Here is a 26,326-nt window from a genome sequence, read left to right as displayed (position 1 = left end):
TGCCGGACAAAATACGCTTTTTGCTATAGAGTCCTAAATCTGCAAATGATGTTGCGGGCAGAGTCTTGGAATGCTATAGTTTTGTGACAACAGAGTACTGATTTCCGTGTATATGGTGGTGTATTCATGAACTTCCAGCTTGATATTACAACGCTGTTATACTTGTTTATCTTTGGGAATTTATTTATTGCCTTGCTCGTCACCTTTTACCGCTTCCACTTCCCGAAGGACATTGCTTCATGCGTATTTATTGCTGCGAAGTGGGTGCAGGTCCTGTATTGGAGTTCAATCCTGCTGTGGGATGTTATCCCGCGCTTTATTGGAATTCCACTGAGCAATGGGCTCATTCTTGTCGGAGGCTTCATGGAGATTGCAGCGCTGCTAATGATGATGGGCATGTTCGGGCAGAGGGTGAAGCTGTACTATTTAGTGCTGATCGTGGGCAGTATAATCAGCTTTTGCATGATCGCGCTGTTTTTTAACCGTCCGAATTTTCGGGTCGCGTCTACATCGCTGTGGTCGATGTTTTTTGTGATTTTGCCGGCGTATCTTCTGACCTCTAACAAGGAGAGAACACCGCTTCAGAGTATGCTGGGATTCGTATTTTATGCGTTTGGCTTGTCAATGCTGGGACGGGCGTTCGCGGCCCTGTTTCTGGAACCCGGCATGGGCGCCTTGTCTGCGAATACCGCGCAATATCTATATTATCTGGGAATGTTCTTTTTGCTGATTGTAGGTACCGCAGCCTTTATTCTCCTCTCCAATGAGCATTCTTATAAAAAGCTGAAGAAAATGGCCACCTACGACACGTTGACAGGGATCTTGAGCCGCCGGGCTTTTCTTCTGGAGGCGGAAGTGAAGCTGACTCTTGCGGTCAGAAAACAGGAGTATTACTCCCTTCTACTGCTGGATCTGGATCACTTCAAGGAAGTCAATGACACCTATGGTCATGATAAAGGGGACAAGGTCTTGCAGGATTTTGCATTTACGATTGAGAGCAGCCTTGGAAACGACGATCTGTTCGGCAGAGTGGGCGGCGAAGAGTTTGCTGTTCTGCTCTATGGGCTGAACGAAGAGGACAGCGGCCGCAAAGCGGAACAGCTGCGCACCGCTGTGATGGATGCCCCAAAGTTGAATCTGCCTTGCGGGTATACAGTCAGCATCGGTGTGATTACCGTTCTGCCCACTCCCCGGACATTCTTCAATATGCTGTATAAGCTCTCGGACCGGGCATTATACCAGGCGAAGCAGCAAGGCCGAAATTGTGTAGTGATCTCCCGGTAAGCGCAGATGCTCAGGTGGATTGGAGAATACATATGCCTATGGTTATAGATGCAGGAAGGTGAAATTTATAGCTGTCCATTTTGATCTTAAGACATTGCTCGTTTGCCTTTTTTTCGCTGATCTTTTTACGGTGCTGCTGGTATTGGCCTACCATTCCCGTTACCCGAGGGATGGAACCTCCAGATTATTTATTGTTGCAAAGCTGCTTCAGCTGGTGATCCTGATTTTGCTGCTGCTGGAGGATTCTACACCCTTTAAGTTTCTTCGGTTGATCCTTGCGCTGGGCTGCCTGGCGGGAGCAACCGCAGAGATGTTAGCTCTGCTGAAGCTGCTCGGAGCAAGCACAGACCGGGTGATGAGAAGGTACTATACGCTTGCAGGCTGCTCCGGGGCCGGACTGCTGGTGATAGAAATGCTGTTTCCCTTGAGGGTTCAGCCTATTGTCATCGTCTGGACATCCCTGTCCATTGTGGGGCTGATGGCTTATCCGGTGTATATTCTCTGCGTGAAGCTGAAAGAGACTCCGCTGCAAAAAATTATGGGCCTGCTTTACAGCCTCGTGATGTTGTCGCTGCTGGGACGGGCGGTTGAGCCGTTCTTAGGAACCGAGGCAGCAGACACTGCGGCTTCGGGGTTGTTGCAAGCGTTTTTTTATATTGCTGTCTATCTGTTGTTGTTCCTGTGGACAGCAGGTTTTATGCTGCTTTCCCGGGAGCGGATCTATGCAGAGCTGGAGCGGGTATCGACCTATGACGAGCTGACTCGAATTCTTAACCGCAGAGCGTTTGTGCAACGTGCCGGCCCCCTGCTTGCTGCTGCTGCCAATGAAGCTTCCCCTTTCTCGTTCCTGCTGCTGGACGTGGATCATTTCAAGAGTATAAATGATACCTATGGCCATGATACCGGGGACAAGGTGCTGCGGGATTTTGCAGGTAAAATCGAAGGGCAGCTCGCTAACGGTGATCTGTTCGGCAGGTTCGGCGGCGAGGAATTCGCCGTGTTTCTGCACCGTGCGGATGAGGCAGCAAGTGATGAAATCGCCGAACGGCTGCGCCTTTCCGTACTTGATACGGTTGTCGAAGGGCTACCGATGCCCTATACCATAAGCATCGGGGTAATTACCGTCACCTCGGCAGAAATGGTTCCGCTGAATACACTGTATAAGCTGAGTGATAACGCCTTGTACGAAGCGAAGCAGCAGGGCCGGAATTGTGTCTCCAGAAGCCGGCTAACGAGAACCTTGCCTCTGCCCTAACGGGAGGGGCGAGGTTCTTGACATTCCAGAAATTCGGGCTTTTTTGAAATTTTTTTCTCGAAAATCCATAAAACGACAAAAAGAAGATACACTTTGGGGTAATATATGCTAGACACATAACATCGCTATAGAACATACAGAAAAAAATGGAGATTAGGAGACAAAAATATGAGGGAGAAATTACTGTTCATATCCGCAGAGAATCCGTTTCCGCAAGATAGTGGAGGCAAGCTCAGAACCGGAAATATTCTAAATATTCTGCTAACCAAATATGATGTGGATCTCCTGACCTTCAGGAATCAGAGGCAGGTTGACAAAGAAGAGGCCATACCCGCACTTACTGTGCATGAAGTGGAACGAACCATGAATTACCGCAAGGCGATGCTGCGCTCACTTTATACATGGCGCAACTGTTCTTATATGAGCCATGTCGATGTGGACATGAAGGATGCAATTAAGAGACTGTGTAATCAGAACCGCTACAGCCATGTGTTTATTTCACACAGCTTGCTTGGCTGCTGCATTGATATTGTACGGGACGAGTTGCCGGACGCTGTCATTGTCACCGATGCCCATAATTTCGAGAGCAACCTGTCAGCCCAGCTGGCTCATAAGAAAAGCGGATTCGCTAAGCTTTTCTACTCACTGAATGCACATTGGACGAAACGGGATGAGCTGAAGCTGATGGACAAAACCAACCTGCTGCTGACTACTTCGGAACAGGATGGTTTAGCGTTCAAGTCGATCTCTGTCAAGAATGCAAATAAAGTGCATGTTATCCCTAATTTCATCCGTATCAGCGATTACCGTACAACTGTTAATGCCCCTAAGGAAAAATGGATTATTCTTCCGGGTAATATGAACTATTTCCCAAATGTGAATGCAGCGACCTACTTTTTCCGTGATATTTATCCGCTTGTGAAAGCCCGGGTACCAGAAATCAAATGGTATATCGTAGGACGGGATGTACATCCTGAGGTGGCTGCTCTGGGTGAAAAAGATCCTTCCATTGTGATTACCGGCTATGTGGACAGCGTAGCGGATTATGTCCGTAAGGCCCAGGTAGTTATCGCCCCCTTGCAGGAAGGCAGCGGAACACGCCTGAAGATCCTTGAGGCATGGGCGCTGAAGACACCTGTTGTGTCTAGTACAAAGGGAGCTGAAGGCCTGTTGTACGAGCATTCCCGGAATATTCTGATTGCTGATGATCCCGTAACTTTTGCAGACAGTGTGGTGAAACTTCTCCTGGATCATGAACAGGGCCTGGTACTCGCAGACCGGGCGCATGAGACACTGATGGCAAATTATGAGGCTGAAAGTGTCAGGGAAAAGCTGCTCAGTTTGGTCTAAATTAAATAAATAATCTTTTCTCCCATAAATCGACAATCTTTCGATTGAAAATGCGGTACTATTGATCTACAACTAAAGTTTCATAAAAAGTGGCAGGACGCTTACCTCTCCTGCCTTTTTTTTCTGAATCTTATTAGAAGAACAATCATTTTCATAGAACCAAGGAGCTATAGTCATGAGAGAGAGAATGCTGTTCCTATCCGCACATCATCATTATCCGGAAGATTTTGAGAGAGAAGTAAGAACGGAGAATTATCTAGGCATATTGCTGGAGAGATTCGATATTGATCTGTTGGAATATTGCCACTGCGACTGGGAGGCCCCCTATACGGCTGGACCGGCGCTTAAAGTCCACAGGGTAACACGGGTGCCCGGGCAGCGAAGCTCATTGCTCGGTTCCTTGAACAAGCTGCGCAGCCGCACTATTTTGGCCGATGCCAACAAAGACTTGCGTGCGGAGATCACTGCGCTCAGTCGTTTGCATACATACAGCCATGTGTTTATAACGCATCCCTTGCTTGGAAACTGCATTGATATGATCTCTTCACTGTTACCCGACGCAATGATTATTACGGATGCCCATCGTTTGGAGAGCAGACAGTCGGAAGGAAAAGCTGCCGGCAAAAGGGGCTTAAGCAGACGTTACCATCAATTGAATGCAGCATTGTACCGCCGGGAAGAACGCAAATTAATGAATAAAACAGCTCTGCTGCTGACAGCCTCCGAGTGGGATGCCCTGTCCTTTAAGGCTTTATCCTTTGCAGATGCCGGCAAGGTACACGTAGTCCCTCCATTTATCGATTTGAACGACTATTGTGCTGCTGAACCGCCCGTTAAAGACAACTCCATTGTCCTTCACTGGAATATGCATACGAACCAGGGCAGAAATGCTGCATTGGTATTCTATCGCAAGGTTTACCCTTTCATTAAGGCGAAAGTACCGGACTGCAGATGTTATATTTTCAGTGGTCAGACACATCCCGAAATCCTGGCTTTGGCCAAAAGTGATCCCTCTGTTGTGATTGTTGAAGAGCCCGAGCAGGAGGGGGAATACATACGCCGGGCGAGGGCCGTTATTGCAACACTGCGTGAAGGCTGCGGCGGGCATTCGAAGATTCTGGAGGCATGGGCGCTCAAGACTCCGGTAGTTACTAGCCTGAAGGGCTCGGAAGAATTGATCTGTGAGCCGGGGCGGAATATTTTGCTGGCGGGCACAACCGGCGGGATAGCCGACCATGTGGTGAAGCTGCTCCAGACCCCGGAGCTGGGTGCAATTATTGCGGACCATGCCTACCGGACGCTGCAGAAGCATTACGAAGCGGACAATGTTAGGGCTAAAGTGCTCAGCTTGGTCTAATCATATCAAAATAGCATAATCCTCTCTTCTCTATCATATATTCTCATATAGATTAGACGATAGCGAGGTGTGACGCTTGATGAACGGAAGAATGACTTTCCGGTTTGATATCGATAAGGACAAGGGCAAGCTTGAACCGGTGGAGCGGCGTTCCAGCGCGGGGCTGGGGACGGCAAGAGATTATGAGAACAAGGAGCTTCACCGCACTCCGGTTTCCCTGTATCATACAGGGCCCTACGATACCGGCTTTACTATTGGAGGGGAAGAGCCTCCGGATGATATCGGAAATGACGATCTGGAACCTTATAATTCTCACGGTCAGGAGTGGGAGGGAGCCAGATGGGAAGCCGAGCCGTCCAAGCAACCGTTGTTAGCCCCATATCCTGACCCCGATGTGTGGGAGAGGGTTCCGCAGTATCCTGGTGAGGAGTGGAATGATAGCGCTGAGCGGTTCGGTGACATTTCATTGTCAAGTGCCGGATATGGCGGCTCTTATCATACCCGCCGTCCCTCCTACTGGTGGAAGTTTGCACTTTCCATAGCTGGAGCCGTTGGTACGGGACTGCTGCTCGGATACGCAGCATTGTCTTTCATCAGCGGAGGGAGTCCGCAGGTTGGAGAGAACGCCAAGCCAGGCGCTGCAGCCATGCAGAATCAGAACGCCGGGACAGCTAACCAGCCGGTAGCCGGAGACACTGGTTTGCCGAATGCTGGTCCAGCGGGCAGTGAAGTAGGCCGCATTCAGGTAGCGGTAGCGGCGCAAAGCTATTATCTGCTGCAATATGGGGTGTTCAGCACACCTGATGGAGCTGCGCAGGCTCAGCAGGAACTGCTTACCGCCGGACTTGCCGCAGGGCTGGATCCTTCAGACGGCAACCGGGTGTACGCCGGGATATCGCCTGACCGCGAACAGGCCAAGCTGCTGAGCAGCGGCCTGAAGAATCAGGGGATTGAGCTTTATGTAAGAGGAGTGGAGCTGCCGGCTGCAGAGCAGGTTGCTTATGCCGGAACGCCGCAAGCTGTGGAGGGTTATTTCACGGCCAGCGGACAACTGCTTAATGAGCTGAGCAGCCTGTCTGCATCCTTGTTAAGCGGGGAAGTCCAGACGTTGGACAAATCGGCAGTCAGCAATTTTCATATGGAGTGGACCGAGGCGCTCAAAGCGCTGAAGCCGGGTCTGACCCCTGAAGGGCAGAGCATATGCGCCGGGCTTGAGAAAGCAATGAGCCGGGGAATGGCTGCCCTGAATGAATATGAGAAGAACAAAGCACCGGGTCTGCTTTGGGAAGTGCAGGAATCCATGTTGAGCTTCCTGACCGGTCAGAAGGGCCTGGTGTCAACTTTGGTGTAAGCGTAAATACAAAATCCCCCATCCGGCTGCGTCTGCTGAATGGGGGATTTTATGTGTTGCTTGCAGGGTTATACTCAGGTAAGGTTAAATAAGCCGCAACCCCAGTTAGCTCCACTAGACAGTTGCCTCGTGACTGCGTGTATGGTAATCATTTCCGCACCTGATTTTGCGTTTGTATTGAACTCAGTTTCACCGTATAATAATTAAGGTGTCAAAAAATGGCGAGGGAAGACTTAGATGAAGAAAAAAAATGTAGGAACACTGCTGTTATTTCTCATTCTGGGCTGGCTGGCCGGAGCGTGGATCGCGAAGCTGCTGGAGCCTGTAAAAACTTTGTCTTTTCTTACAACCTCGACGGTACTCAAGTGGTCCCCGCAAGCCGATTTGGACATCATAACCTATGACATCACTATTCATTTGAAATTGTGCTTGCTCAGTCTTGCCGGAATGATTACTGCCGTATGGCTGTACCGGAGGCTGTAATGGTCACTGCTGATTGGGAAGGGGCGTTTATACGTGGAATCTGACAATTCACGCCTCATTATTCTTGCTTCGGGTTCGCCGCGCCGCCGGGAATTGCTGTCTTTGCTGGGTTTGCCTTTCGAGGTGATTTCCAGTGATGCGGACGAGAGTACACCGCCGGAATTCACACCGGAGATGATTGTGCGCAGTCTGGCTTTGCGTAAAGCGGAGGCTGTGGTCCCTGCTGCCGGCAAGCGTAATGCCGTTATCGTCGGCAGCGACACGATTGTTGTGCTGGATGATAAGGTGCTTGGTAAACCTGTGGACGAGCAGGACAGCAGGGTTATGCTGGGAATGCTTCAAGGCAAGACCCACCAGGTGTACACCGGAGTGGCCTGCATCGGGCTGCCAGAGGGCAAGATTCTGGTAGAGCACCGGGTAACCTCAGTAACTATGAGAGCATTAAGCGAAGAGGAAATCTCCGCCTACATAGCGACTGGAGAACCTGCCGACAAGGCCGGTTCCTATGCGATACAAGGACTTGGTGCCACCCTGGTGGAGAAGATTGAAGGCTGTTACTTTAATGTGGTTGGACTGCCGTTGTCGCTGCTTGAGCGTATGCTGTCCCGGGTTGGCATTTCGGTGCTGGGCCGGCAAGGATAGCGGAGGAAAGAGGGATCGGGATGGAGTCGCAAACATTTATGCTGCGGGACCTCCCCCATGAAGAACGACCACGAGAGCGCATGATGCATTATGGGGCGGAATCATTAAGTCAAGCGGAGCTTCTGGCTATACTGCTGCGTACAGGCACACGCCGGGAATCAGCTATTCATATCGCCCAGCAATTGCTGGGACGGGCTGGTGGCCTCCGCGGACTGGCTGACCTGAGCATTGACGAACTGACGAATATTAAAGGCATCGGCCCTGCCAAGGCCGTGCAACTGAAAGCTGGCATAGAGCTGGGAAGACGGATGGCGAACTCCAGGCTTACCGAGCCGGTTACCATCCGAAGTCCGCAGGACGCGGCGGAGATTCTGACCGAGCAGCTGCGTTATTTGCAGAAGGAGCATTTTGTCTGTCTCTTTTTGAATACGAAGAATCACGTTATAGCGCAGGAGACATTGTCCATGGGCAGTCTCAACGCCTCTATTGTGCATCCCCGTGAGGTGTTTCGGGCAGCCATGAAATGCAGCAGCGCAGCCATTATATGCGCACATAATCATCCGAGCGGCGATCCTACGCCAAGTCCGGAGGATATCTCCCTGACCTCCAGACTTCTTCAGGCAGGCGAGATTGTCGGAATTGACGTACTGGATCACCTGATTATCGGAGACAGCAGATTTGTAAGTTTGAAAGAAAAAGGGTACATGTAATATAATTGTCCAGATTCACTGGGAAAAGGAGAATACAAGCATGTTAGGTGGTTTTACGAAAGATTTAGGGATTGACCTGGGGACAGCAAATACGCTCGTCTACGTACGCGGCAAGGGGATTGTTGTAAGAGAACCTTCCGTGGTGGCCATTAATACCGATACCAAGACAATTGAAGCTGTAGGCGAATCCGCCAAAAAAATGATCGGTCGTACACCGGGCAATATTCGTGCCATTCGTCCGATGAAGGACGGAGTTATTGCCGATTTCGAAACGACGGCAACCATGATCAAATATTTTATCCGTCAGGCCCAGAAGCAGCGTTCGATGTTCCAGCGCCACCCGAATGTAATGGTCTGCGTTCCGTCCGGCATCACTGCGGTTGAGCAGCGTGCCGTTGAGGATGCTACCAAGCAGGCGGGAGCCCGCGAGGCTTATATTATCGAAGAGCCGTTTGCCGCTGCCATTGGTGCGGATCTTCCGGTATGGGAGCCGACAGGCAGTATGGTCGTTGATATCGGCGGCGGTACTACCGAAGTGGCTGTCATCTCTCTTGGCGGTATCGTGACCAGCCGTTCAGTTCGTGTAGCCGGTGATGAGGCAGATGAGTCGATCATCCAGTACATCAAGCGCCAGTACAACCTGATGATCGGTGAGCGCACCTCGGAGCAGCTCAAGATGGACGTGGGTTCTGCCCTGCCGCTGGAGAAAGCCGAAACGATGGAAATCCGTGGCCGCGACCTGGTGACCGGACTGCCGAAGACACTGACGATTACTTCCGATGAAATTTGCGAAGCTTTGTCGGATACGGTCAATGCCATTGTCGAAGCTGTTAAAGTGACCCTGGAGAAATGTCCGCCAGAGCTTGCTGCTGATATTATGGATCGCGGTATTGTCCTTACAGGCGGAGGCGCGCTGCTGCGCAATTTAGACAAGCTGCTGGCACGTGAGACCGGAATGCCGGTGATTGTCGCTGATAACCCGCTGGACTGTGTAGCTATCGGAACAGGCAAAGCGCTTGAGAATATCCATCTCTTCAAGAGCCGCAGCGGTTCGAGCCTGCGCTCCAAGCGTTAGAATTTGCCTTGGTTTGTTGCATGTCAACCCCTGTTGTGGGAGAAATACGGTTGTTAGAGGGTGTTGAAAATGTTTAAGCTGTTTAACAATAAACGTCTATTCATACTGCTGATTACACTAGTCATGTTTATCGTGGTGATGGGGTTCAGCCTGGGGACAAGAAAATCCTTGTCCTGGCCTGAGAATTTTCTCCGTGATACGACCGGTTTCGTGCAGAATCTGTTCTACAAGCCCGCTGGATATGTAGCGGGCTTGTTCCAAGATATCGGGGATCTGCGTGATCTGGCCGAGGAAAATAAACGACTGAAGATTCTAGCTGCCCAATATACGATAGATAAAGCGAATTACAATTTTGTTAAGGCGCGTAATGAGCAACTGCAGAAGGACCTTAATTTCACTAAAGCGCAGAAGGAATTATATAAATATAACTATACTACTGCCCAGGTTCTCAGCCTGACCACGGAACCCAGCAACAGCACGCTTGTGATCGACCTTGGCTCCAGTGATGGCATGAAGCCGAATATGTCTGTGATTTCCGTAGATGGGCTCGTAGGTGTTATCAGTAAGGTGAGCAATTTCACTTCTACCGTGAAGCTGATGACTATGATGGATGTGAATGATCCCAATTCCCAGCCGCCTATAGCGGCCACAGCCATCGGTAAAGAGGGTAAGACCTTCGGCATGATTGAAAGCTATGATCAGGAAACCGGAATGCTCAAGATGAACAAGATTCCGCAGGGCGACCCTATTGCTGTGAAGGATACCATCGTTACCTCCGGCATCGGGAGATTATATCCACAAGGGTTGACAATAGGAACCGTAATGAGTGTTGAGGAAGGACAATTCGGATTAACTTCGACTGCAATCATCAAGCCCAGTGCCGAATTTCAGGACTGGAAACAGCTGATTGTTGTATCTCAGGAGGAGCGTGCCGAATAGTGAAGATGCGCAGGTCGGTTCTTATTCTGTTATTGTTTCTCCTGTTTATCTTGGAAGGCGCCATTCTGCCCTGGCTGCTTCCGGACGCCTGGCAGATGCGGATTATTCCGAATCTTGTATTTATCGTGATTCTGTTCGTCACGGTATACCATCACCGTCATACTGCACTTATACTAGGATTGTCTTTTGGCATGCTGCATGATGTCATTTATTACGGCAGAATTCTCGGTGCTCATTCCTTTGCCATGGGGCTGTCCGCCTATTTAATTGGTCTCATTTTTCAGATTCCGCGCGCACCGCTGCCGATGATGATGACTGTTGTCCTGCTTGGCAGTCTGCTTCAGGACAGCGTGCTGTTTGCTATTTACAGCGTGTTTAATTTGAACCAGGAGCCTTATAATTGGGCGCTTCTGCATCATATGCTGCCTACCATGCTGTTTCATTTTGCTATGGCCCTGCTCCTCTACATTCCACTGCGGCGTCAACTCGAGCTGTTGAAGAAGGAGACCCGTAAGGAGGAAACGGCGTGAAGCGGCCTGCATTTCTTTCGGCTGAAAGAAGGAATTTGCCCGGCCCGGCACGAATGATTCAGGATAGGGGGACAGGCATATGACAGTAAAATCCAAGCATGTGAGGATTAAGGGCATCAAGGACGGCCTGGTATTCCTGCTAGACGACAAGTGTCCCTTTGAAGATCTCTTAAGCGAGCTTCGCTATAAGCTGGAGCACAGCCATCAAAATATTCTGACTGGACCGATTGTGCATGTAGATATTAAGCTGGGCAGCCGAATTGTGACGGAGGATGACAAGGCAGCTGTGCTGGAGATTCTCAAAAGTCAGGGCAATTTGCTGATTCGTTCCATTGAAGCGTTCGAAGTGCCGGGCATTGAGGATACCGACGCATTGTTTCTGATGAGCGGCATGGTTCGTTCCGGCCAGGTGTTGCATCATCAAGGTAATTTGCTGTTGTTGGGCGATGTGAACCCGGGAGGAATAATTACATGCTCGGGTGATATTTATATCCTCGGTGCGCTCAGAGGTATGGCTCATGCTGGAGTAGACGGCAATCAGGAAGCGATTATTGCTGCTTCTCTGCTGTCTCCGACACAGCTGAGGATCGCCGACGTTATCAGCCGGCCTCCGGATGAATGGGGGACCCGGGAGAGCACCATGGAATTTGCTTATTTATCAAGCGGAGCGATGCAGATCGACAAAATTCATAATATAGTCAGATTACGTCAGGGTTTAAATGTGTTTAAAGGGGTGTAGCCTCCATGGGAGAAGCGATTGTCGTAACCTCGGGCAAAGGCGGAGTTGGCAAAACGACCACAACAGCCAATATTGGAACCGCACTTGCATTGCAGGGCAAAAAAGTATGTCTGGTTGATACCGATATTGGGCTGCGCAATTTGGATGTAGTCATGGGGCTGGAGAACCGGATCGTTTATGATCTGGTGGATGTGGCAGAAGGGCGCTGCCGGTTGAATCAGGCACTGGTCAAGGACAAGCGTTTTGATGAGCTGTACATGCTGCCTGCGGCTCAGACCAAAGACAAGACCTCCGTGACCCCGGAGCAGGTGAAGGATATTATTCTTGAACTCAAGAAGGAATATGAATATATTCTGATTGATTGTCCTGCCGGGATCGAGCATGGTTTCCGCAACGCCATCGCGGGTGCTGACAAGGCGATTGTAGTCACTACGCCAGAGCATGCGGCAGTGCGGGATGCAGACCGGATTATCGGTCTTCTGGAGCAGTCTCATGTGGAGTCGCCAAAGCTGGTCGTTAACCGTATTCGGCCTGGCTTGGTGAAGTCGGGGGACATGCTGGACATTGAGGATATTCTTCAGGTACTGAACATCGATCTGATCGGAATTGTTCCGGATGATGAGCTGGTCATTAAAGCGGCGAACAGCGGGGAGCCAACGGTGATGAATCCCGACTCTTCTGCAGCGATAGCCTACCGTAATATTGCCCGGCGGATTCTGGGGGACGCAGTGCCTCTGATGCAGCTGGACCGCAAGCCGGGGGCTTTCAAGAAATTAAAGAAATTTTTCGGCATGGCTTGAACCTGCTGCAAGCAATCCTATAAAGTTATCCCTTAGATAAAAAATCCCGCCGGCAGAGAAATCTGCGGCGGGATTTTTTGTGATAAATAGGTTGCCAGAGGGTTATGGGCTATAGCCGCAGATACCAATAAGTTTTGACGCCAAAAGAAAGCTCATCGCATTATTCCATGTTCCGCTTGGTTAAGGCTTGTTCTAAAGCACCTTCCATACTTCATAAAATGGATATAAAACAAGCCCCCGGAGGGATCGAGATGGAACAGAAATCAGGCGTTAAAGGCCGCCGCAAAGAACGTATCCGCAACCTGCTGGAGGATAACCAGGATACCGTGGCAGTGCCGCCGCTTTTTGCTTTGCCGGAGAAGACAGCAAGCTTTAAGGAATGGGGAGCAGATCTTAAAAATGATCTGGCTCCGTCAGCGGAGCCGGATCCCGAGGCCATGTGGAAGGAACGCCGCGGGGGCTGGGAGGACCAGGGAGGCGGCGGTAGATCACATTTTTCTGCCGGATTTATCCGGCGGACTGTCGCAAGCCTCCTTGTATTCGGAGCGGTATGGGGCATATTTTTTCTGCACCAGCCCTGGGCGCTGAAGGCGCAGGATTTTGTTTCGGATGCCCTCAGCAAGGATATGGACTTCGCTGCGGCCCAGGTATGGTATGAGGAGCACTTTGAAGGTGCGCCTTCGTTCATCCCGATCTTCGGGGACGAGGAACAGCCGGCTCAAAAAGTTACGGCTGCCCACGCCTTGAGTGCTCCACTCGAGGGCAGTATTGTCCGTCCATTTGCGGCTACGCTGAAAGGTGTGGAAATTATGCCTGCGGAGGATTCAAAGGGCAGTATCACGGTGAAAAGTGTAGACACGGGACGGGTGTTATCCGTGAACAATGAGGCACAGGGCGGCATTCGGGTTACCGTACGCCATACGGGCAGCGTAACGGCGGAATACGGTCATTTGAGCGGAACAAAGCTTGCGGTGGATGACTGGATACAGAGCGGTGACACCGTTGGCTGGATGCAGGAGACGAAGGACGCTGAAACAGGGCTGCTTTTTTTTGCAATTATGAAAGACAAGACTTATATTGATCCTGCCGAAGTGGTATCGTTTGATTAGGATATTTGGCATTGAACTGTCGCTGCATCCGCTCTTTGTGCTGATTCTGCTCTTTTCCGTGTTAACTGGACAGTTTCTGGAGCTGCTTACGCTCTTTACCATAGTGCTTATCCACGAATTGGGACATGTCTGCGCAGCTTTGCTGGCCGGGGTTACGGTCAGATCCGTTCAGTTGCTCCCCTTCGGCGGAGTGGCCGTGATTGAGGATCACGGGCGCCTTACGGCGAGCCGGGAGATTGGTATCGCGCTGGCTGGACCGCTGCAGAACGGAATCATGATCCTGCTGGCTGTTATGCTCCAGCAGGCAGGTGCCGGCAGTACGGCTTTTCTTGCTTATTTTATTCAGGCGAATGCGATTATCGCGCTCTTCAATCTCCTGCCGGTTCTTCCCCTGGACGGGGGCAAGGTTCTTCAAGCTGCGCTAAGTATGTTTCTGCCGTATTATTATACTTTGCTGTGGGGCGGCAGAATAAGCATCGGAGCAAGTGTGCTTGTCATTGGCTACGCGCTGCTGCCGCTTGGGACAGGCGGCGGCCTCCGCCTGAATCTGCTGATGATCGGGGCATTTCTGCTCTATTCCAATAGGACGGATCATCGGAATTTGCCCTACCGCTTCATGGCATTTCTGATGAATAGAGAGGCAATGTATGCGCGCCATTTGCGTTCCAATAGTGAAGCTCGTCCGATTGTTGCGGATTCCGCGAAACCTTTAGATGATATATTGCGTCTATTTAAACGTAATCAATATCATTTTATTTATGTGATGAAGGATGATAGAAATATAGTAGCGGTTGTACCGGAGCAGCGCCTGATCTCTACTTATTTTGGAAAGTAGAACAGCTTCCGTGCGGCCGGTGGCGATAAATGATTGATTGAAACCCAGAGGTGAAGCCATGAAACAAATGATCGTTCACTGCACACAGCATGTTACCCGGATGGCTCTTCTGGAGAACGGGAGGCTGGTGGAATACGCGGCCGAACGCGACCAGCAGCAAGGTCTGGTCGGCAGTTATTACAAGGGCCGGGTTATGAATGTTTTGCCAGGCATGCAGGCTGCTTTTGTCGATATTGGACAGAAGAAGAATGCTTTTTTATATGTAGACGATGTGCTGCATCCCCATTTGGATAAGCAACCGGCGGTGAAGCCCTCCATTGAGACATTGCTGCAGCCCGGCCAGGAGCTTGTCGTTCAGGTCCGCAAAGAGCCGCGGGGCGGCAAAGGAGCACGTGTGACCACCCACTATACACTGCCGGGACGCTGGATGGTATACATGCCTTTTGCAGAATACGTAGGAGTTTCCAAAAAAATCAGCCGGGAATCCGAACGGAGCCGGCTTAAAGCGATCGGTGAGCGGCTGCGGCGCAGTGAAGAGGGGCTGATCATGCGGACAGTCTCCGAGGATGAGCCGGCGGATGCCGTCGAAGGCGACCTGTCCTTTCTGCGTGCGCAGTGGGAGATGATTGTCCGCCGCGCCGAGGGGGCCGTAGCTCCGGCCCTGCTGCACTGCGATCTGAGCATCGTTCAGCGATTTATCAGGGATGCCTTCAATCCGCAGCTTGATGAGCTGATGATTGATTCGGCTCATGCGGTGAGGGAAGCGGAGGCATTCCTGGATGATATGGCTCCCGAAGGGTACAAGCCTGTTGGATTGTACCGTGGACAAGAGTCCATCTTTACGGCATATGGTGTGCAGGAGCAGCTGCATAAAAGCTTCAACCGGAAGATTATTCTGGAGGGCGGGGCAACGCTGATTTGGGACGAGACAGAAGCGCTGACCGTCATTGATGTCAATACGGCTCAATACACCGGGAGTACCACGCTTGAGGAGACCGTAACGCGAACAAATCTGCTGGCCGCAGAGGAAATTGGCAGGCTTATCCGTCTACGCGATACCGGAGGCATCATCATTGTTGATTTTATTGATATGGAGCGCGAGGAGCACCGCAGGCTAGTAACGGAACGGCTGGAGAGTGTGACGAGCCGGGACCGCACCAAGACGCATATTCTGGGCTGGACACATCTTGGTCTGTTGGAAATGACCCGTAAGAAGGCACGGCATGATTCGGCTAGCTTTGCCCCTGTGATCTGCCAATGCTGTGGCGGGACGGGAAAAGTTGGAGCCTGGCTGGAATAAGAATAATCAGCAAATCCAAACAGCTTCATTAATCCGCTTCTCTATACCATTGACTATCTGGATTAAGTATGATAATATCTTCAAGTATGTGTTTGATTGTTCTAATCCTGCACATGCTGTAACCGCTCCGATCGGGTACATAAGCGCAGATTTCTACGGGGATTTGCCACCTAGACTAGGCGAGTCTGAGACATGAGGAGGTGCAAGTACAATGTATGCAATTATCGAAACTGGCGGTAAGCAGTACAAAGTCCAAGAGGGCGATGTATTGTTCATTGAGAAGCTGGAAGCTGAAGACGGCGCAAGCGTAACGTTTGACCGTGTATTGGCTGTTTCTAACGAAGGTGGTCTGACTGCAGGAACTCCGCTAGTAAGCGGCGCGTCTGTAACAGCTAAAGTCGAGAAACATGGTAAGGGTCATAAGGTTGTAGTTTACAAATACAAACCTAAGAAGAACTACCACAAGAAACAAGGCCATCGTCAACCGTACACTAAAGTAACTATCGAGAAGATTCAAGCGTAAGAAGGTGCGTTAATGATTAACGTGCGGATTACACGGGCTTCAGCTCAAGGTACGATTGTCGGTTTTGCCGTTAAAGGGCATGCGGAATACGCGAGGAAAGGCTGGGATATCGTCTGCGCCGGTGTTTCCACAGTTACATTTGGAACGGTGAATTCGATTGAGAAGCTGACTGGTGTTGTTCTGGATACTTCAATGGATGACGGATTTTTAAGCGGAACCCTGGTTCCGGTGAGTGATCCTGAAGACTCTGCCAAGATCCAGCTTTTGCTGGAATCCATGGTTGTCATGCTCAGTGATATCGCAGAATCATACGGGAAGTATATTAAGATACAGCAAGTTATTATTTAAAGAAGGAGGTTGACCAACATGTTGAAATTGGATCTTCAGTTTTTCGCATCGAAAAAAGGTGTAGGTTCCACAAAAAACGGACGTGATTCCCACTCGAAACGTCTTGGCGTGAAACGTGCTGACGGTCAAGCAGTAACCGGCGGCAACATCCTGGTTCGTCAACGCGGAACTAAAATTCACCCAGGCACTAACGTAGGCATCGGTAAAGATGATACGCTCTTCGCATTGGTGGATGGCGTAGTGAAGTTCGAACGTTGGGGCCGCGATCGCAAAAAAGTGAGCGTGTACCCGGTTGATGTCGCTCCGGTAGCAGCGGCACTGGAAGCGTAAGCTTTCCGAACATTATTTACATGTAGAAGCCTCCGGCATGAGTGCCGGGGGCTTTTTTGCAGGAAAAAAGGCGATATATAGTTCACTTGCTCTCTGAATGCTAATGATTGCCGTGAAAGCCTGTGTTATACTGGAAAATGGCATATGCTTCATCAATGTGAATTATTGAATTAGACATGAATTTTGCGAACTGAGGGACGGGGAGAAAGAATGAAATCCTGGAAAAGTTTCATCTGGGCAGTCATGTTATCCGTAGTGCTTCCTTTAGGTCTCGTGTATTGGCGTACCTCCCTTTTCACATGCCTGCTGCTTGGAATATGGGTAGCTGGGGTGCTTGCTTTCAGCTTTATTTACAACCGGCGTCATTTTGAAGAGGAACTGCGCATACAGGAGAAGACTCTGCAGCAGGCGGCGAACCGGACACTGAATCATCATCGTCATGATTGGATGAATGATCTGCAGGTGCTTTACGGATATATCCAGCTGGGCAAGCCTGATAAATCCGTGCAATGTGTGGAAAGAATAAAGGAACGTATAGCGCTTGATAGCCGTATCGCCAAATTGGGAATCCCTTCGCTGGTGTTTTATTTGCAGTCTTTCCGCACATTCCGCAGCAATCTGGAGCTGGAAGTGCAGGTGGAGGAAGGCTTGCAGCTGGAGGACAAGCTAAGTCAGGAGAAAGGCGACGAGCTTACTTCGGTGATTATGCAGACAGTAAGGGCATACAAATACAGCGGGCTTGTTCCGCAGGGCGATACCCAAAGACTCCGCCTAAGCTTTATACAGGATGGAGGAGACATTCTGATCTCTTTCGAAGGCGAGGGTGAGCATAGCAATCCCGAGCTGCTGCAGGGGCAAATTTATAATATAGTCCAAGGAAAAATTATGAAGGCGGAGCAGTTGGAGCAGGACAGAGCTCATGTGAAACTGCGTTTACCGCTGGAGATGTAAGGAAGGTGAACATGAATGTTCGTAGATAAGGCTAAGATTTATGTTAAAGGCGGCGACGGAGGCGATGGACTGGTAGCGTTCCGGCGTGAAAAGTATGTGCCGGAAGGCGGGCCTGCCGGCGGTGACGGCGGCCGCGGCGGCGACGTTATTTTCCGGGTGGATGAAGGTTTGCGTACGCTGATGGATTTTCGTTATCAGCGCCATTTTAAAGCAGAACGTGGTGTAAAAGGTCGCAACAAGAGTCAGCACGGAGCCAATGCCGAGCATATGATCGTACGGATTCCTCCGGGAACTGTATTGATCGACGACGACACCCAGGAAGTGATCGCCGATATGACCCGTCACGGACAGCAGGTTGTTGTAGCGCGCGGCGGACGCGGCGGACGGGGGAATACCCGGTTTGCCACTGCGGCCAATACAGCGCCTGAACTGGCTGAGAATGGGGAAGAAGGCCAGGAACGTTATGTAGTGATGGAACTGAAGGTAATGGCTGATGTAGGCTTGGTAGGATTCCCAAGTGTCGGGAAATCGACGCTGCTGTCGGTAGTCTCCGCAGCTCAACCGAAGATCGGAGCCTACCACTTCACGACGATTACTCCGAACCTGGGTGTGGTGGATGTCGGCGACGGCCGGAGCTTTGTCATGGCGGATTTGCCGGGACTGATTGAAGGGGCCAGCGAAGGCATCGGCCTGGGTCACGAATTCCTGCGCCATGTCGAGCGCACGCGCATTATTATCCACGTCGTGGATATGTCCGGTTCCGAGGGGCGAGATCCCTTCGAGGATTGGGTCATGATTAATGATGAGCTGAAGCAGTACAATGCAAGTCTAATTGACCGTCCGCAGATTGTCGCGGCGAACAAAATGGATATGCCTGAATCGGAGGAGAACCTCAGTTCTTTCCGTGAACGGGTTGCAGAGCTGCGTCCGGATCTGGAGATTATGCCGATCTCCTCACTTACCCGCCAAGGGGTGCAGGAGCTGCTCTACCGCGCTACGGATATCCTTGACAGTATTCCGGTTGCTCCGGTGGTTGAAGAGGTGGCAGAAACCTCTGAACGCAAGGTATATAAGCTGGAGGCGGAAGAGGATAACTCCTTCACCATCACCCGCGACAACGATGCGTTTGTTGTCAGCAGTCCGCGCATTGAGCGGATGATCAAGCGTATGCAGTTGAGTACGCATGATGCGATCCTGAAGCTGGCCCGTACCCTGCGCCACATGGGTGTAGATGCGGAACTGCGTAAGCGTGGGGCTGTAGAAGGCACGATTGTCCGCATTGCCGATTTCGAATTCGAGTTTGTAGAGAACAGCAGCTACTATTAATAGTGGTGCAGGCTGCAGCCTGCACGCTACAAAGCAGATAGAAGAAACGCCGACTACGTTTTTCCTGACAAGGAGGACGGAGGCGGCGTTTTTTTATGTAATATTCTGTTTGGATTAGGTTAATTGGCATACATTAAAGTGGTGAGAGACGGTGTATGGCTGCAATCTTTGAACAGAAATGATCTGTCCGTTTGCTGCTTAGAGGATGTGGGTAGCTTCATTCTTGCATTGTATTCATGGCCCCCGTGTGAAAATATGTTGCGTTATTCGGGCTGAATCCTATATAATGTCCACTAAGAAAACACAAAAGTCTTTGGGGTGAGGACGTTCGTGAAAGAACGCTATTATTTGGTCCGCGAGGACATATTGCCTGATGCTGTGCTGAAGACGATGCAGGTCAAACAGCTGCTTGAGGCGGGAGATGCCAAGACGGTGCACGAGGGTGTAGAGAGGGTTGGACTTAGCCGCAGCGCTTTTTATAAATATAAGGACGGCATACATCTGATTCATCAACTGGAGCGCGAACGCATTGTCACGATCTCCATTGATCTGGAACATGAGTCCGGTATGCTGTCCAAGGTACTCGGCTGTGTAGCGGTTCACGGAGCCAACGTGCTGACGATCCACCAGAGTATTCCGCTCCAAGGGCGGGCCAATGTTGTGATCTCCGTGGAGATCTCGCATTTGAATGAAGAAATGGGCGACATGCTTGATGGCCTGAAGGAAATTGCTGGAGTGAAGCGCGCTTTTATTATCGGCCAGGGTTAAGATGTTTACGAAGCAGTTTTATTGCGATCATTATTCTGTGAAGTATAGCTTCATATAACTTTTAGGAGGATTCAAATGAAGCCGGTTAAAGTTGGTTTATTGGGGCTGGGAACAGTAGGTACGGGCGTGGTCCGTATCGTAGAAGGAAATCAGGAGGATCTGAGCAGTCAAGTGGGCTCCCCGATTCTCATTGAGCGCATTGCTGTGAAGAATACGGATAAACCCCGTGAAATCGAAGTGGATGCCTCAAAAGTGACTTCAGATCCATGGGAGGTTATCCGTGATCCTGAAATTGATGTCATCGTCGAAGTGATGGGCGGCATTGCCGGAACGAAGGAATATATCCTTGAAGCGCTGGAACGCGGCAAACATATTGTAACCGCCAATAAAGATTTGATGGCGCTGCACGGCTCGGAAATTCTGGCCAAAGCGCAGGAGAAACAGTGCGATGTGTTTTATGAGGCAAGCGTTGCCGGAGGGATTCCGATTATCCGCACGCTGATCGAAGGCTTTTCATCAGATAAGATTATTAAGATTATGGGGATAGTGAATGGAACAACCAATTACATACTGAGCAAAATGAGCCAGGAAGGCGCGTCCTACAATGATGTTCTTAAGGAAGCGCAAGGACTGGGATATGCTGAGTCTGACCCCACCTCCGACGTTGAAGGTCTCGATGCTGCACGCAAGATGGCGATTCTCGGTACGCTTGGCTTCCGTACAAATGTTGAACTCAGCGATGTCAGTGTGAGCGGCATCTCGGGAGTGAGCAAAGAGGATATCGCGTTTGCCAAACGTCTTGGTTATGAAATGAAGCTGCTAGGAATCGCGGAATGTGAAGACGAGGCGTTCAGCATTAGTGTTCAGCCGACCATGATCCGGGCCAGTCATCCGATCGCTTCCGTCAATGGTGTCTATAATGCGGTGTATGTATTCGGGCAAGCGGTAGGAGAGACTATGTTTTATGGTGCGGGAGCAGGTGCGATGCCTACAGCAACCTCTATCGTTGCCGATCTGGTGGCGGTTATCAAGAACCTGAAACTGGGCGTTAACGGTCTCAAGCAGATTGTCCCGTATAAGCAAAAGAAGCTGAAGAGCGACGAGGACATCTTTTTCAAGAACTTTCTGCTGCTGCATGTAGATGATAAAGCGGGTGTGCTGGCGAAGATCACCCAGGTGTTTGCCGAATACGATGTCAGCCTCGATTCCGTTGTGCAGCAAGCAAACCCAAATAATCCTGATGCGGAGATCATAATTGTGACGCACAATGCAAGCAAGGCGAGTATGAATAAGGTAATGCGGCATTTGGAGCAGCTTGCCGTCATCCACCGGATCAAGAGCCACTATCGTGTGGAAGGCTGACAACGGAGTAGTTCCAGATATCAGAAACCGCGTAAAAATAACGAAGGAGATTTCATCAGCCATGAGTATTTACGGAAGGTCTAGAGTTAAAGTCCCTGCCAGTACCGCCAATCTTGGACCGGGTTTTGATACACTTGGTATGGCCTTGTCGCTGTATGCCTGGATTGAGATGGAGGAAGCTGCGGAAACCGTGTTTCACCTACATGGTGATGAGATGAAGGGTGTGCCCCAGGACAAGAATAACTTGCTTTACCAGGTAGCCCAAATGGTTTTTGCGGAAGCTGGGGTTACCATCCCTGAGTTGTCGATTTCCATGTATTCCGAGATTCCGCTGACACGGGGGCTTGGCAGCAGCGCTTCAGCCATTATTGGCGGAATGGCAGCAGCTAATGCTATGATTGGTTCACCGCTGGACAATGCCAGACTGTTTGATATGGCCACTGCACTGGAGAAGCATCCCGACAATGTTGGAGCGTCCCTGTTTGGGGGAATCATTACGGCTGTCTGGGATGGCGAGCATGCCGACTATATCCGTCTGGAGCCGCCGCAGGATCTGGAAGTGCTTGTTGTGATCCCCGAATTTGAGCTAGCCACGGTCAAAGCGCGTGGGGTCATTCCCTCCGAAATCACGGTGGGCGATGCGGTCTTTAACATCAGCCGCACTTCGCTGCTGACGGCGGCACTGGCCTCTGGCAGGCTTGATCTCATCAGCCGGGCCATGCAGGACCGGCTGCATCAGCCATACCGTGCGCCGCTGGTGCCGGGGATGGAGAAGCTGCTCGCCGAAGCCCCGCAACATGGGGCGCTCGGGATTGCTCTTAGTGGCGCGGGCCCTACACTTCTTTGTCTGGTCGACCGGCGCGAGGGCAGGAAGCAGGAGCTTGAGCAATTTTTAAAAGAAACGATGCAGCAGCACGGTATCCCGGCCCGCACTCGCTGGCTGCCTCCATGTACTTCCGGGGTTACCACTGAGCTGCTTGAAAGAAACGGGATGCAAAAGCAATCATTTTTGGATATGATAAAAGGAGAAATACAGTCATGAAGTCAATAGCGGTATTGCCGCAGGGCACCGTCTCCCACGAAGCGCTGCTGCACTTGTTTGGTGCTGAGCCTGTAAAGCTTGAACATCATAAGCTGATTTCCGACGTTTTTCTCTCTACGGCAGGCGGTGCCACTGATTACAGCGTCATTCCCATTGAGAACACGATTGAAGGTTCGGTCAGTCTGCATATCGATTGGCTCATTAATGAAGTGAATCTTCCGATGCAGGCGGAGTGGATCTTTCCGTCGATACAGAATCTCATCAGCAACCCGCAGGAGTTCAAGGATGACAGTGGAAATAAGGATTATACTAAGATCGTAAAGATCCTTTCCCATTCTGTCGCCATGGCGCAATGCCTGCAGTTTATCCGCGAGCATGCCCCTTGGGCTGAGCTGGAGTCGGTCGGAAGCACTTCCGAAGCAGTGGAAATTGTAAAGAACAATCCGGGCAAAGGTTGGGCAGCAATCGGCACGGCACTCGGTGCCGCAACGCATGGCCTGGAGATCCTTGACCGGAAAATCACAGACCACCATAATAATTACACAAGGTTTGTCCTTGTAGGCCCGCACAAGCTGAAGCTTCCCCGCAAGAGTGTTGGAGACAAGACAAGTATTCTTGTAACCCTGCCGGAGGATTTTCCGGGAGCCTTGCATCAGGTGCTGTCTGCATTTGCATGGCGGCGTCTGAATTTATCGCGTATTGAATCACGGCCTACAAAGAAGAAACTGGGTACTTATTATTTTTACATTGATGTGCTGGAACCGATAGAATCGGTCCTGCTCCCGGCGGCGATTGAGGAGATCAAAGCATTGGGCTGTCAGGTGCGGATTCTGGGCTCCTATCCCACATACACCTATGAGGAAGAGAAAGCGGAGGTGCAGTAAGTTCATGGCTGAGCAATGGATCTATCTGGATGGACAACACGTAACAAAGGAAAATGCAAAGGTATCCGTTTTTGATCATGGATTCTTATATGGAGACGGCATTTTCGAAGGTATTCGCATTTATAACGGCAACATTTTCAAATGCAAAGAGCATCTGGACAGGCTGTATGATTCGGCCAAGTCAATTATGCTGGACATTCCGCTGACTTACGATGAAATGCTGGAGGCTATGGCTGAGACGATTCGCTTGAACGATATGCGTAACGGCTATATCCGTCTGATCGTTTCGCGGGGTCCCGGAAATCTGGGGCTGGATCCACGGCGTTGCCCTAAGGCGAGCGTGATTATCATTGTGGAGCAGCTGGCTATTTATCCGGAGCAGGCTTACCTTAACGGTTTGCGGGCAGTTTCCGTATCACAGCGGCGCAATATCCCGGATGCACTGAATCCGAAGATCAAATCACTCAACTACCTCAATAACATCCTCGTCAAGATTCAGTCCAATCTCGCTGAGGCTGACGAAGCGATTATGATGAACGCTCAAGGGTACGTAACGGAAGGTTCGGGGGATAATATCTTCATCGTCAAAAGAGGTGTGGTGTACACGCCGCCTTGCTACCTTGGCGCACTCGAAGGAATTACTCGTCTGGCCATTATCGAACTCTGTGAGAAACTGGGACTTCCGCTGAAGGAAGAGCCGTTCACCATGCATGATGTCTATATTGCCGACGAAGTCTTTTTCACCGGAACGGCAGCCGAGGTTATTGCGGCCCGTGAAATCGATGGACGGATTATTGGAGCAGGGCATGCCGGACCGATTACACTGCAATTACTTGAAGAATTCCGTAATGCGGTGGATAAAGACGGCTACAAAGTCTGGGAATAGTGATTCAACTAAATTCATTGTTTTAACATAAGCAAATCCTTTCATGCCAGTCATGAAAGGATTTTTTTTGTTCACATGATGTCAATCGCCCATGGGCTGCATAAGATGTAGTAACGAAGGAGGCGGCTGTACCGCATTTTACGATGCTTGAGAGCAGAGCCGGGAAATCGGAATTGCCTAGAGCGGGGGTTGCAGCATAGCTGTAAAGAATGCATCGCTTCACAACACTTTGGCATATGCCGTCTAGGTCAGGACTGTGTCGTGCTGATCTGGATGCATAGGCTCACAAAATTTGTAGGAGGTAAATGCTGCGTGAAAATACACATTGTTAAAAAAGGCGATACGCTGTATGCATTATCACAAAAGTATGGAGTAACGCTCCAAAAGATTATTGAGGCTAACCCGCAGATCAGTAATCCTGAAGTGCTTGTTATTGGGGATAAAGTTAAAATCCCTGCGGCTCCGATGCTTGTTCCGGAAAACAATGAGCTTTACTACAAGCACACCGTTAAACAAGGCGATACGTTGTGGAAATTATCCAAAGCATGGGGAATTACCTTGAAAGAGATCATTGACGCCAATCCGCATCTCAAGAATCCTAATGCGCTCATGACCGGTGAAGTTGTCAATATTCCCAAAAAGGCGAATGAGCCGACTCCAATCCAGGCTCAATCCATGCAACCTATGCAATCCAATGTTAATGCCAATGCCAATGCAAATGCTACTCCGGTTCAGCCGCTTGCTGTATCGCCTGAGGTGGTAGACAAAACAAAGGTTGGCGGAAAAACCTATACCGGACCAAAGGAAGAGCCCGTTCAGACAATTTCCCCTGTCTCAACCCCGGCTCCGAATCCCGCACCGGCTCCTGTCCAGATTGCCGCACCTCTTCCGAATAAAGCGCCTGAAGTAGCTCCTATTCAGGAAGTAGTGCATGAAACACAAAGTCTGTTTGTACAAATTTCTGTGCCTGAGCAGGAAGCCATAACCTATGAGATGCCCAAAGAAAAGGAGAAATCTGAGGTGCAGCCGGCAACCTGGCCTGACCATAAGGACGGACCATGCGAAAAAACAGCAGGTTATCCTGGATTAAACGAAAATCCATATTATTTCGATTGCCCGCCGGCATATCCGTATTATGAGCAGCCGATGCCAATGGTGGGTATGAATGCGGCCCCAGGTTTTATCCAGCCGACTGCGTATATGCCGGACTGTGCTTCTCCGTATGATTATCCGGGTAACATGTATCCCGCAACTGACTATTCCAATGCTTGGTATCCAAATGCAGCTCCCGAGTATGTAAATGCGGCTATGGCTGAGAATAATCCTCCTGTTGATTATTCTGCGTACGCAGTTCCGCAGTACGGCGGTCAGTCCATGAACCTCCCTTGGCCTACCTGCGGATGTGGTGGAGGAATGCCGATTCAGCCCTATACTTATGAGCAGCCTGCATATAATAATATGTCACCCTATATGCCACAGCCCGGTGCGGTTTCTCCTTACGGAGCTGGACCCTTCTCAATGCCGAATGAGGCCGCTGTTGCACCGTTAGGAATACATGGGATTCCTGGATATCCGATGTATCCGGGGATGGAAAATTATGCTCATCACAACCGTGTGCCAGAAATTCTTGAGCCGGAGGTTATTGCGCAGGATGTTCCTCGAGCAGCAGAAGCCGTCAGTGAAGGAACCGCAGTTAAGAACAAAGCCGGCTCGGGAAAAGCGGGTACACCAAAAGTTAAAACCTCAGGTCTAGCTGCTGACAAATCAAATAAAACTGCGCCTAAACAACGTTCGAAGCAATCAGGCCGCACGGGGACTTCGAAGAAAAGTAAAAATCCATGGATATCAAATTAAAATAGGCTTGAATTGAGATTTGCGTATTGCACCAGAGGGCCTGCATCTTCAGATGCAGGCCCTCTGGTGTTTGCTTAGTCATCATTAGGAAGAGTGTCATGCATAGTATAGCTAACGATACTAATAGTACTAAAATAAAAATGGTAAATCCTGTGGGTTGTTTTTGTTAGAGGTTACATGTTATATTATAAATCGAGTCGCAAGCAGAAGGAACGCTTGGATGATTGGAACGTGTTGAACGATTGAGATTGCTAACATGATGAAAAATAAGTGTTGCATTGAATCGGAAAACA

At 50.3% G+C, this 26,326-nt stretch carries 27 protein-coding genes and 1 other annotated feature; all 27 genes read left to right on the top strand.

Annotated elements, in window-relative coordinates; all coding sequences use genetic code 11:
- The first annotated feature begins 126 nt into the window (after positions 1-126).
- The 27 genes from ACQ76X_RS18030 to ACQ76X_RS17900 all read left to right on the top strand — a co-directional run bounded on the left by ACQ76X_RS18030 (position 127) and on the right by ACQ76X_RS17900 (position 26,033).
- Positions 127-1,284, top strand: a complete 1,158-nt coding sequence (locus tag ACQ76X_RS18030) for a GGDEF domain-containing protein (RefSeq protein WP_438495302.1) — start codon at positions 127-129, stop codon at positions 1,282-1,284.
- Positions 1,285-1,342: 58 nt separating this feature from the next.
- Positions 1,343-2,539, top strand: a complete 1,197-nt coding sequence (locus ACQ76X_RS18025; RefSeq protein ID WP_438495301.1) for a GGDEF domain-containing protein — start codon at positions 1,343-1,345, stop codon at positions 2,537-2,539.
- A gap of 168 nt (positions 2,540-2,707) precedes the next feature.
- Positions 2,708-3,889 (top strand): glycosyltransferase family 4 protein, encoded by a 1,182-nt coding sequence (locus tag ACQ76X_RS18020; protein WP_438495300.1) that lies wholly within the window; start codon positions 2,708-2,710, stop codon positions 3,887-3,889.
- 175 nt (positions 3,890-4,064) lie between these two features.
- A complete protein-coding gene (locus ACQ76X_RS18015) occupies positions 4,065-5,246 on the top strand; it encodes a glycosyltransferase (RefSeq protein WP_438495299.1) in 1,182 nt (393 codons plus the stop codon).
- A gap of 79 nt (positions 5,247-5,325) precedes the next feature.
- Positions 5,326-6,597 (top strand): SPOR domain-containing protein, encoded by a 1,272-nt coding sequence (locus ACQ76X_RS18010; RefSeq protein ID WP_438495298.1) that lies wholly within the window; start codon positions 5,326-5,328, stop codon positions 6,595-6,597.
- A 237-nt stretch (positions 6,598-6,834) separates the two neighbouring features.
- Entirely contained in the window at positions 6,835-7,080 is a 246-nt protein-coding gene (locus ACQ76X_RS18005; RefSeq protein WP_038595700.1) for a DUF4321 domain-containing protein, read from the top strand.
- A gap of 33 nt (positions 7,081-7,113) precedes the next feature.
- The gene (locus ACQ76X_RS18000; protein ID WP_438495297.1) at positions 7,114-7,722 is read left to right on the top strand and encodes a Maf family protein; all 609 of its coding nucleotides are present in this window, start codon (positions 7,114-7,116) and stop codon (positions 7,720-7,722) included.
- Between the two features lie 20 nt (positions 7,723-7,742).
- Entirely contained in the window at positions 7,743-8,432 is a 690-nt protein-coding gene (gene radC / locus ACQ76X_RS17995) for a RadC family protein (protein WP_038595695.1), read from the top strand.
- Between the two features lie 40 nt (positions 8,433-8,472).
- Complete coding sequence (locus ACQ76X_RS17990) at positions 8,473-9,507, top strand: rod shape-determining protein (RefSeq protein WP_038595693.1); 1,035 nt, start codon at positions 8,473-8,475, stop codon at positions 9,505-9,507.
- A 60-nt stretch (positions 9,508-9,567) separates the two neighbouring features.
- Complete coding sequence (mreC, locus tag ACQ76X_RS17985) at positions 9,568-10,446, top strand: rod shape-determining protein MreC (protein ID WP_438495296.1); 879 nt, start codon at positions 9,568-9,570, stop codon at positions 10,444-10,446.
- On the top strand, positions 10,446-10,976 hold the full coding sequence (mreD, locus tag ACQ76X_RS17980) for a rod shape-determining protein MreD (protein ID WP_038595689.1): 531 nt from the start codon (positions 10,446-10,448) through the stop codon (positions 10,974-10,976). The genes mreC and mreD overlap by 1 nt, the downstream gene beginning before the upstream one ends.
- A gap of 79 nt (positions 10,977-11,055) precedes the next feature.
- On the top strand, positions 11,056-11,715 hold the full coding sequence (gene minC / locus ACQ76X_RS17975; RefSeq protein ID WP_076114062.1) for a septum site-determining protein MinC: 660 nt from the start codon (positions 11,056-11,058) through the stop codon (positions 11,713-11,715).
- Between the two features lie 5 nt (positions 11,716-11,720).
- On the top strand, positions 11,721-12,515 hold the full coding sequence (gene minD / locus ACQ76X_RS17970; RefSeq protein WP_076114061.1) for a septum site-determining protein MinD: 795 nt from the start codon (positions 11,721-11,723) through the stop codon (positions 12,513-12,515).
- Positions 12,516-12,766: 251 nt separating this feature from the next.
- A complete protein-coding gene (locus tag ACQ76X_RS17965) occupies positions 12,767-13,624 on the top strand; it encodes a peptidoglycan DD-metalloendopeptidase family protein (protein ID WP_438495295.1) in 858 nt (285 codons plus the stop codon).
- Positions 13,617-14,459 carry a M50 family metallopeptidase gene (locus ACQ76X_RS17960; protein WP_438495294.1) on the top strand — a complete coding sequence of 281 codons (843 nt, stop codon included), beginning with the start codon at positions 13,617-13,619 and terminating at the stop codon, positions 14,457-14,459. Before ACQ76X_RS17965 ends, ACQ76X_RS17960 begins: the two co-directional genes overlap by 8 nt.
- A gap of 58 nt (positions 14,460-14,517) precedes the next feature.
- Positions 14,518-15,759 (top strand): Rne/Rng family ribonuclease, encoded by a 1,242-nt coding sequence (locus ACQ76X_RS17955; protein ID WP_438495293.1) that lies wholly within the window; start codon positions 14,518-14,520, stop codon positions 15,757-15,759.
- Between the two features lie 110 nt (positions 15,760-15,869).
- Positions 15,870-15,956, top strand: a sequence feature (ribosomal protein L21 leader region).
- A 14-nt stretch (positions 15,957-15,970) separates the two neighbouring features.
- On the top strand, positions 15,971-16,282 hold the full coding sequence (gene rplU, locus ACQ76X_RS17950; protein WP_036698983.1) for a 50S ribosomal protein L21: 312 nt from the start codon (positions 15,971-15,973) through the stop codon (positions 16,280-16,282).
- Between the two features lie 12 nt (positions 16,283-16,294).
- Positions 16,295-16,630 carry a ribosomal-processing cysteine protease Prp gene (locus ACQ76X_RS17945; protein ID WP_038595672.1) on the top strand — a complete coding sequence of 112 codons (336 nt, stop codon included), beginning with the start codon at positions 16,295-16,297 and terminating at the stop codon, positions 16,628-16,630.
- 18 nt (positions 16,631-16,648) lie between these two features.
- Positions 16,649-16,960, top strand: a complete 312-nt coding sequence (gene rpmA, locus ACQ76X_RS17940; protein ID WP_019908993.1) for a 50S ribosomal protein L27 — start codon at positions 16,649-16,651, stop codon at positions 16,958-16,960.
- A gap of 210 nt (positions 16,961-17,170) precedes the next feature.
- Positions 17,171-17,911 carry a Spo0B domain-containing protein gene (locus ACQ76X_RS17935; protein ID WP_438495292.1) on the top strand — a complete coding sequence of 247 codons (741 nt, stop codon included), beginning with the start codon at positions 17,171-17,173 and terminating at the stop codon, positions 17,909-17,911.
- Positions 17,912-17,926: 15 nt separating this feature from the next.
- A complete protein-coding gene (gene obgE, locus ACQ76X_RS17930) occupies positions 17,927-19,237 on the top strand; it encodes a GTPase ObgE (RefSeq protein ID WP_076114055.1) in 1,311 nt (436 codons plus the stop codon).
- 330 nt (positions 19,238-19,567) lie between these two features.
- A complete protein-coding gene (locus ACQ76X_RS17925) occupies positions 19,568-20,005 on the top strand; it encodes an ACT domain-containing protein (RefSeq protein ID WP_038595667.1) in 438 nt (145 codons plus the stop codon).
- 75 nt (positions 20,006-20,080) lie between these two features.
- Complete coding sequence (locus tag ACQ76X_RS17920; RefSeq protein WP_038595664.1) at positions 20,081-21,367, top strand: homoserine dehydrogenase; 1,287 nt, start codon at positions 20,081-20,083, stop codon at positions 21,365-21,367.
- A gap of 61 nt (positions 21,368-21,428) precedes the next feature.
- The gene (gene thrB / locus ACQ76X_RS17915) at positions 21,429-22,409 is read left to right on the top strand and encodes a homoserine kinase (RefSeq protein ID WP_438495291.1); all 981 of its coding nucleotides are present in this window, start codon (positions 21,429-21,431) and stop codon (positions 22,407-22,409) included.
- Positions 22,406-23,293, top strand: a complete 888-nt coding sequence (gene pheA, locus ACQ76X_RS17910) for a prephenate dehydratase (protein ID WP_438495290.1) — start codon at positions 22,406-22,408, stop codon at positions 23,291-23,293. Before thrB ends, pheA begins: the two co-directional genes overlap by 4 nt.
- A 4-nt stretch (positions 23,294-23,297) precedes the next feature.
- Positions 23,298-24,179 carry a branched-chain-amino-acid transaminase gene (gene ilvE / locus ACQ76X_RS17905; protein WP_038595656.1) on the top strand — a complete coding sequence of 294 codons (882 nt, stop codon included), beginning with the start codon at positions 23,298-23,300 and terminating at the stop codon, positions 24,177-24,179.
- Positions 24,180-24,491: 312 nt separating this feature from the next.
- Positions 24,492-26,033 carry a LysM peptidoglycan-binding domain-containing protein gene (locus ACQ76X_RS17900; RefSeq protein WP_438495289.1) on the top strand — a complete coding sequence of 514 codons (1,542 nt, stop codon included), beginning with the start codon at positions 24,492-24,494 and terminating at the stop codon, positions 26,031-26,033.
- Positions 26,034-26,326 lie beyond the last annotated feature (293 nt).

Origin of the sequence: Paenibacillus sp. IHBB 3054, assembly GCF_051594305.1 — a bacterium.
Taxonomy (GTDB): Bacteria; Bacillota; Bacilli; order Paenibacillales; family Paenibacillaceae; genus Paenibacillus_AQ.
Note: the sequence above shows the minus strand (reverse complement) of the source record. Positions and strands in the feature narration are given on the sequence as shown.

Excerpts from the sequence above, each read along its gene's own strand:
- ACQ76X_RS18030 (WP_438495302.1), top strand. The coding sequence starts at position 127 with ATGAACTTCCAGCTTGATATTACAACGCTGTTATACTTGTTTATCTTT.
- ACQ76X_RS18020 (WP_438495300.1), top strand. The coding sequence starts at position 2,708 with ATGAGGGAGAAATTACTGTTCATATCCGCAGAGAATCCGTTTCCGCAA.
- ACQ76X_RS18015 (WP_438495299.1), top strand. The coding sequence starts at position 4,065 with ATGAGAGAGAGAATGCTGTTCCTATCCGCACATCATCATTATCCGGAA.
- ACQ76X_RS18010 (WP_438495298.1), top strand. The coding sequence starts at position 5,326 with ATGAACGGAAGAATGACTTTCCGGTTTGATATCGATAAGGACAAGGGC.
- ACQ76X_RS18005 (WP_038595700.1), top strand. The coding sequence starts at position 6,835 with ATGAAGAAAAAAAATGTAGGAACACTGCTGTTATTTCTCATTCTGGGC.
- radC (WP_038595695.1), top strand. The coding sequence starts at position 7,743 with ATGGAGTCGCAAACATTTATGCTGCGGGACCTCCCCCATGAAGAACGA.
- ACQ76X_RS17990 (WP_038595693.1), top strand. The coding sequence starts at position 8,473 with ATGTTAGGTGGTTTTACGAAAGATTTAGGGATTGACCTGGGGACAGCA.
- minC (WP_076114062.1), top strand. The coding sequence starts at position 11,056 with ATGACAGTAAAATCCAAGCATGTGAGGATTAAGGGCATCAAGGACGGC.
- minD (WP_076114061.1), top strand. The coding sequence starts at position 11,721 with ATGGGAGAAGCGATTGTCGTAACCTCGGGCAAAGGCGGAGTTGGCAAA.
- ACQ76X_RS17965 (WP_438495295.1), top strand. The coding sequence starts at position 12,767 with ATGGAACAGAAATCAGGCGTTAAAGGCCGCCGCAAAGAACGTATCCGC.
- ACQ76X_RS17955 (WP_438495293.1), top strand. The coding sequence starts at position 14,518 with ATGAAACAAATGATCGTTCACTGCACACAGCATGTTACCCGGATGGCT.
- rplU (WP_036698983.1), top strand. The coding sequence starts at position 15,971 with ATGTATGCAATTATCGAAACTGGCGGTAAGCAGTACAAAGTCCAAGAG.
- ACQ76X_RS17945 (WP_038595672.1), top strand. The coding sequence starts at position 16,295 with ATGATTAACGTGCGGATTACACGGGCTTCAGCTCAAGGTACGATTGTC.
- rpmA (WP_019908993.1), top strand. The coding sequence starts at position 16,649 with ATGTTGAAATTGGATCTTCAGTTTTTCGCATCGAAAAAAGGTGTAGGT.
- ACQ76X_RS17935 (WP_438495292.1), top strand. The coding sequence starts at position 17,171 with ATGAAATCCTGGAAAAGTTTCATCTGGGCAGTCATGTTATCCGTAGTG.
- obgE (WP_076114055.1), top strand. The coding sequence starts at position 17,927 with ATGTTCGTAGATAAGGCTAAGATTTATGTTAAAGGCGGCGACGGAGGC.
- ACQ76X_RS17920 (WP_038595664.1), top strand. The coding sequence starts at position 20,081 with ATGAAGCCGGTTAAAGTTGGTTTATTGGGGCTGGGAACAGTAGGTACG.
- thrB (WP_438495291.1), top strand. The coding sequence starts at position 21,429 with ATGAGTATTTACGGAAGGTCTAGAGTTAAAGTCCCTGCCAGTACCGCC.
- pheA (WP_438495290.1), top strand. The coding sequence starts at position 22,406 with ATGAAGTCAATAGCGGTATTGCCGCAGGGCACCGTCTCCCACGAAGCG.
- ilvE (WP_038595656.1), top strand. The coding sequence starts at position 23,298 with ATGGCTGAGCAATGGATCTATCTGGATGGACAACACGTAACAAAGGAA.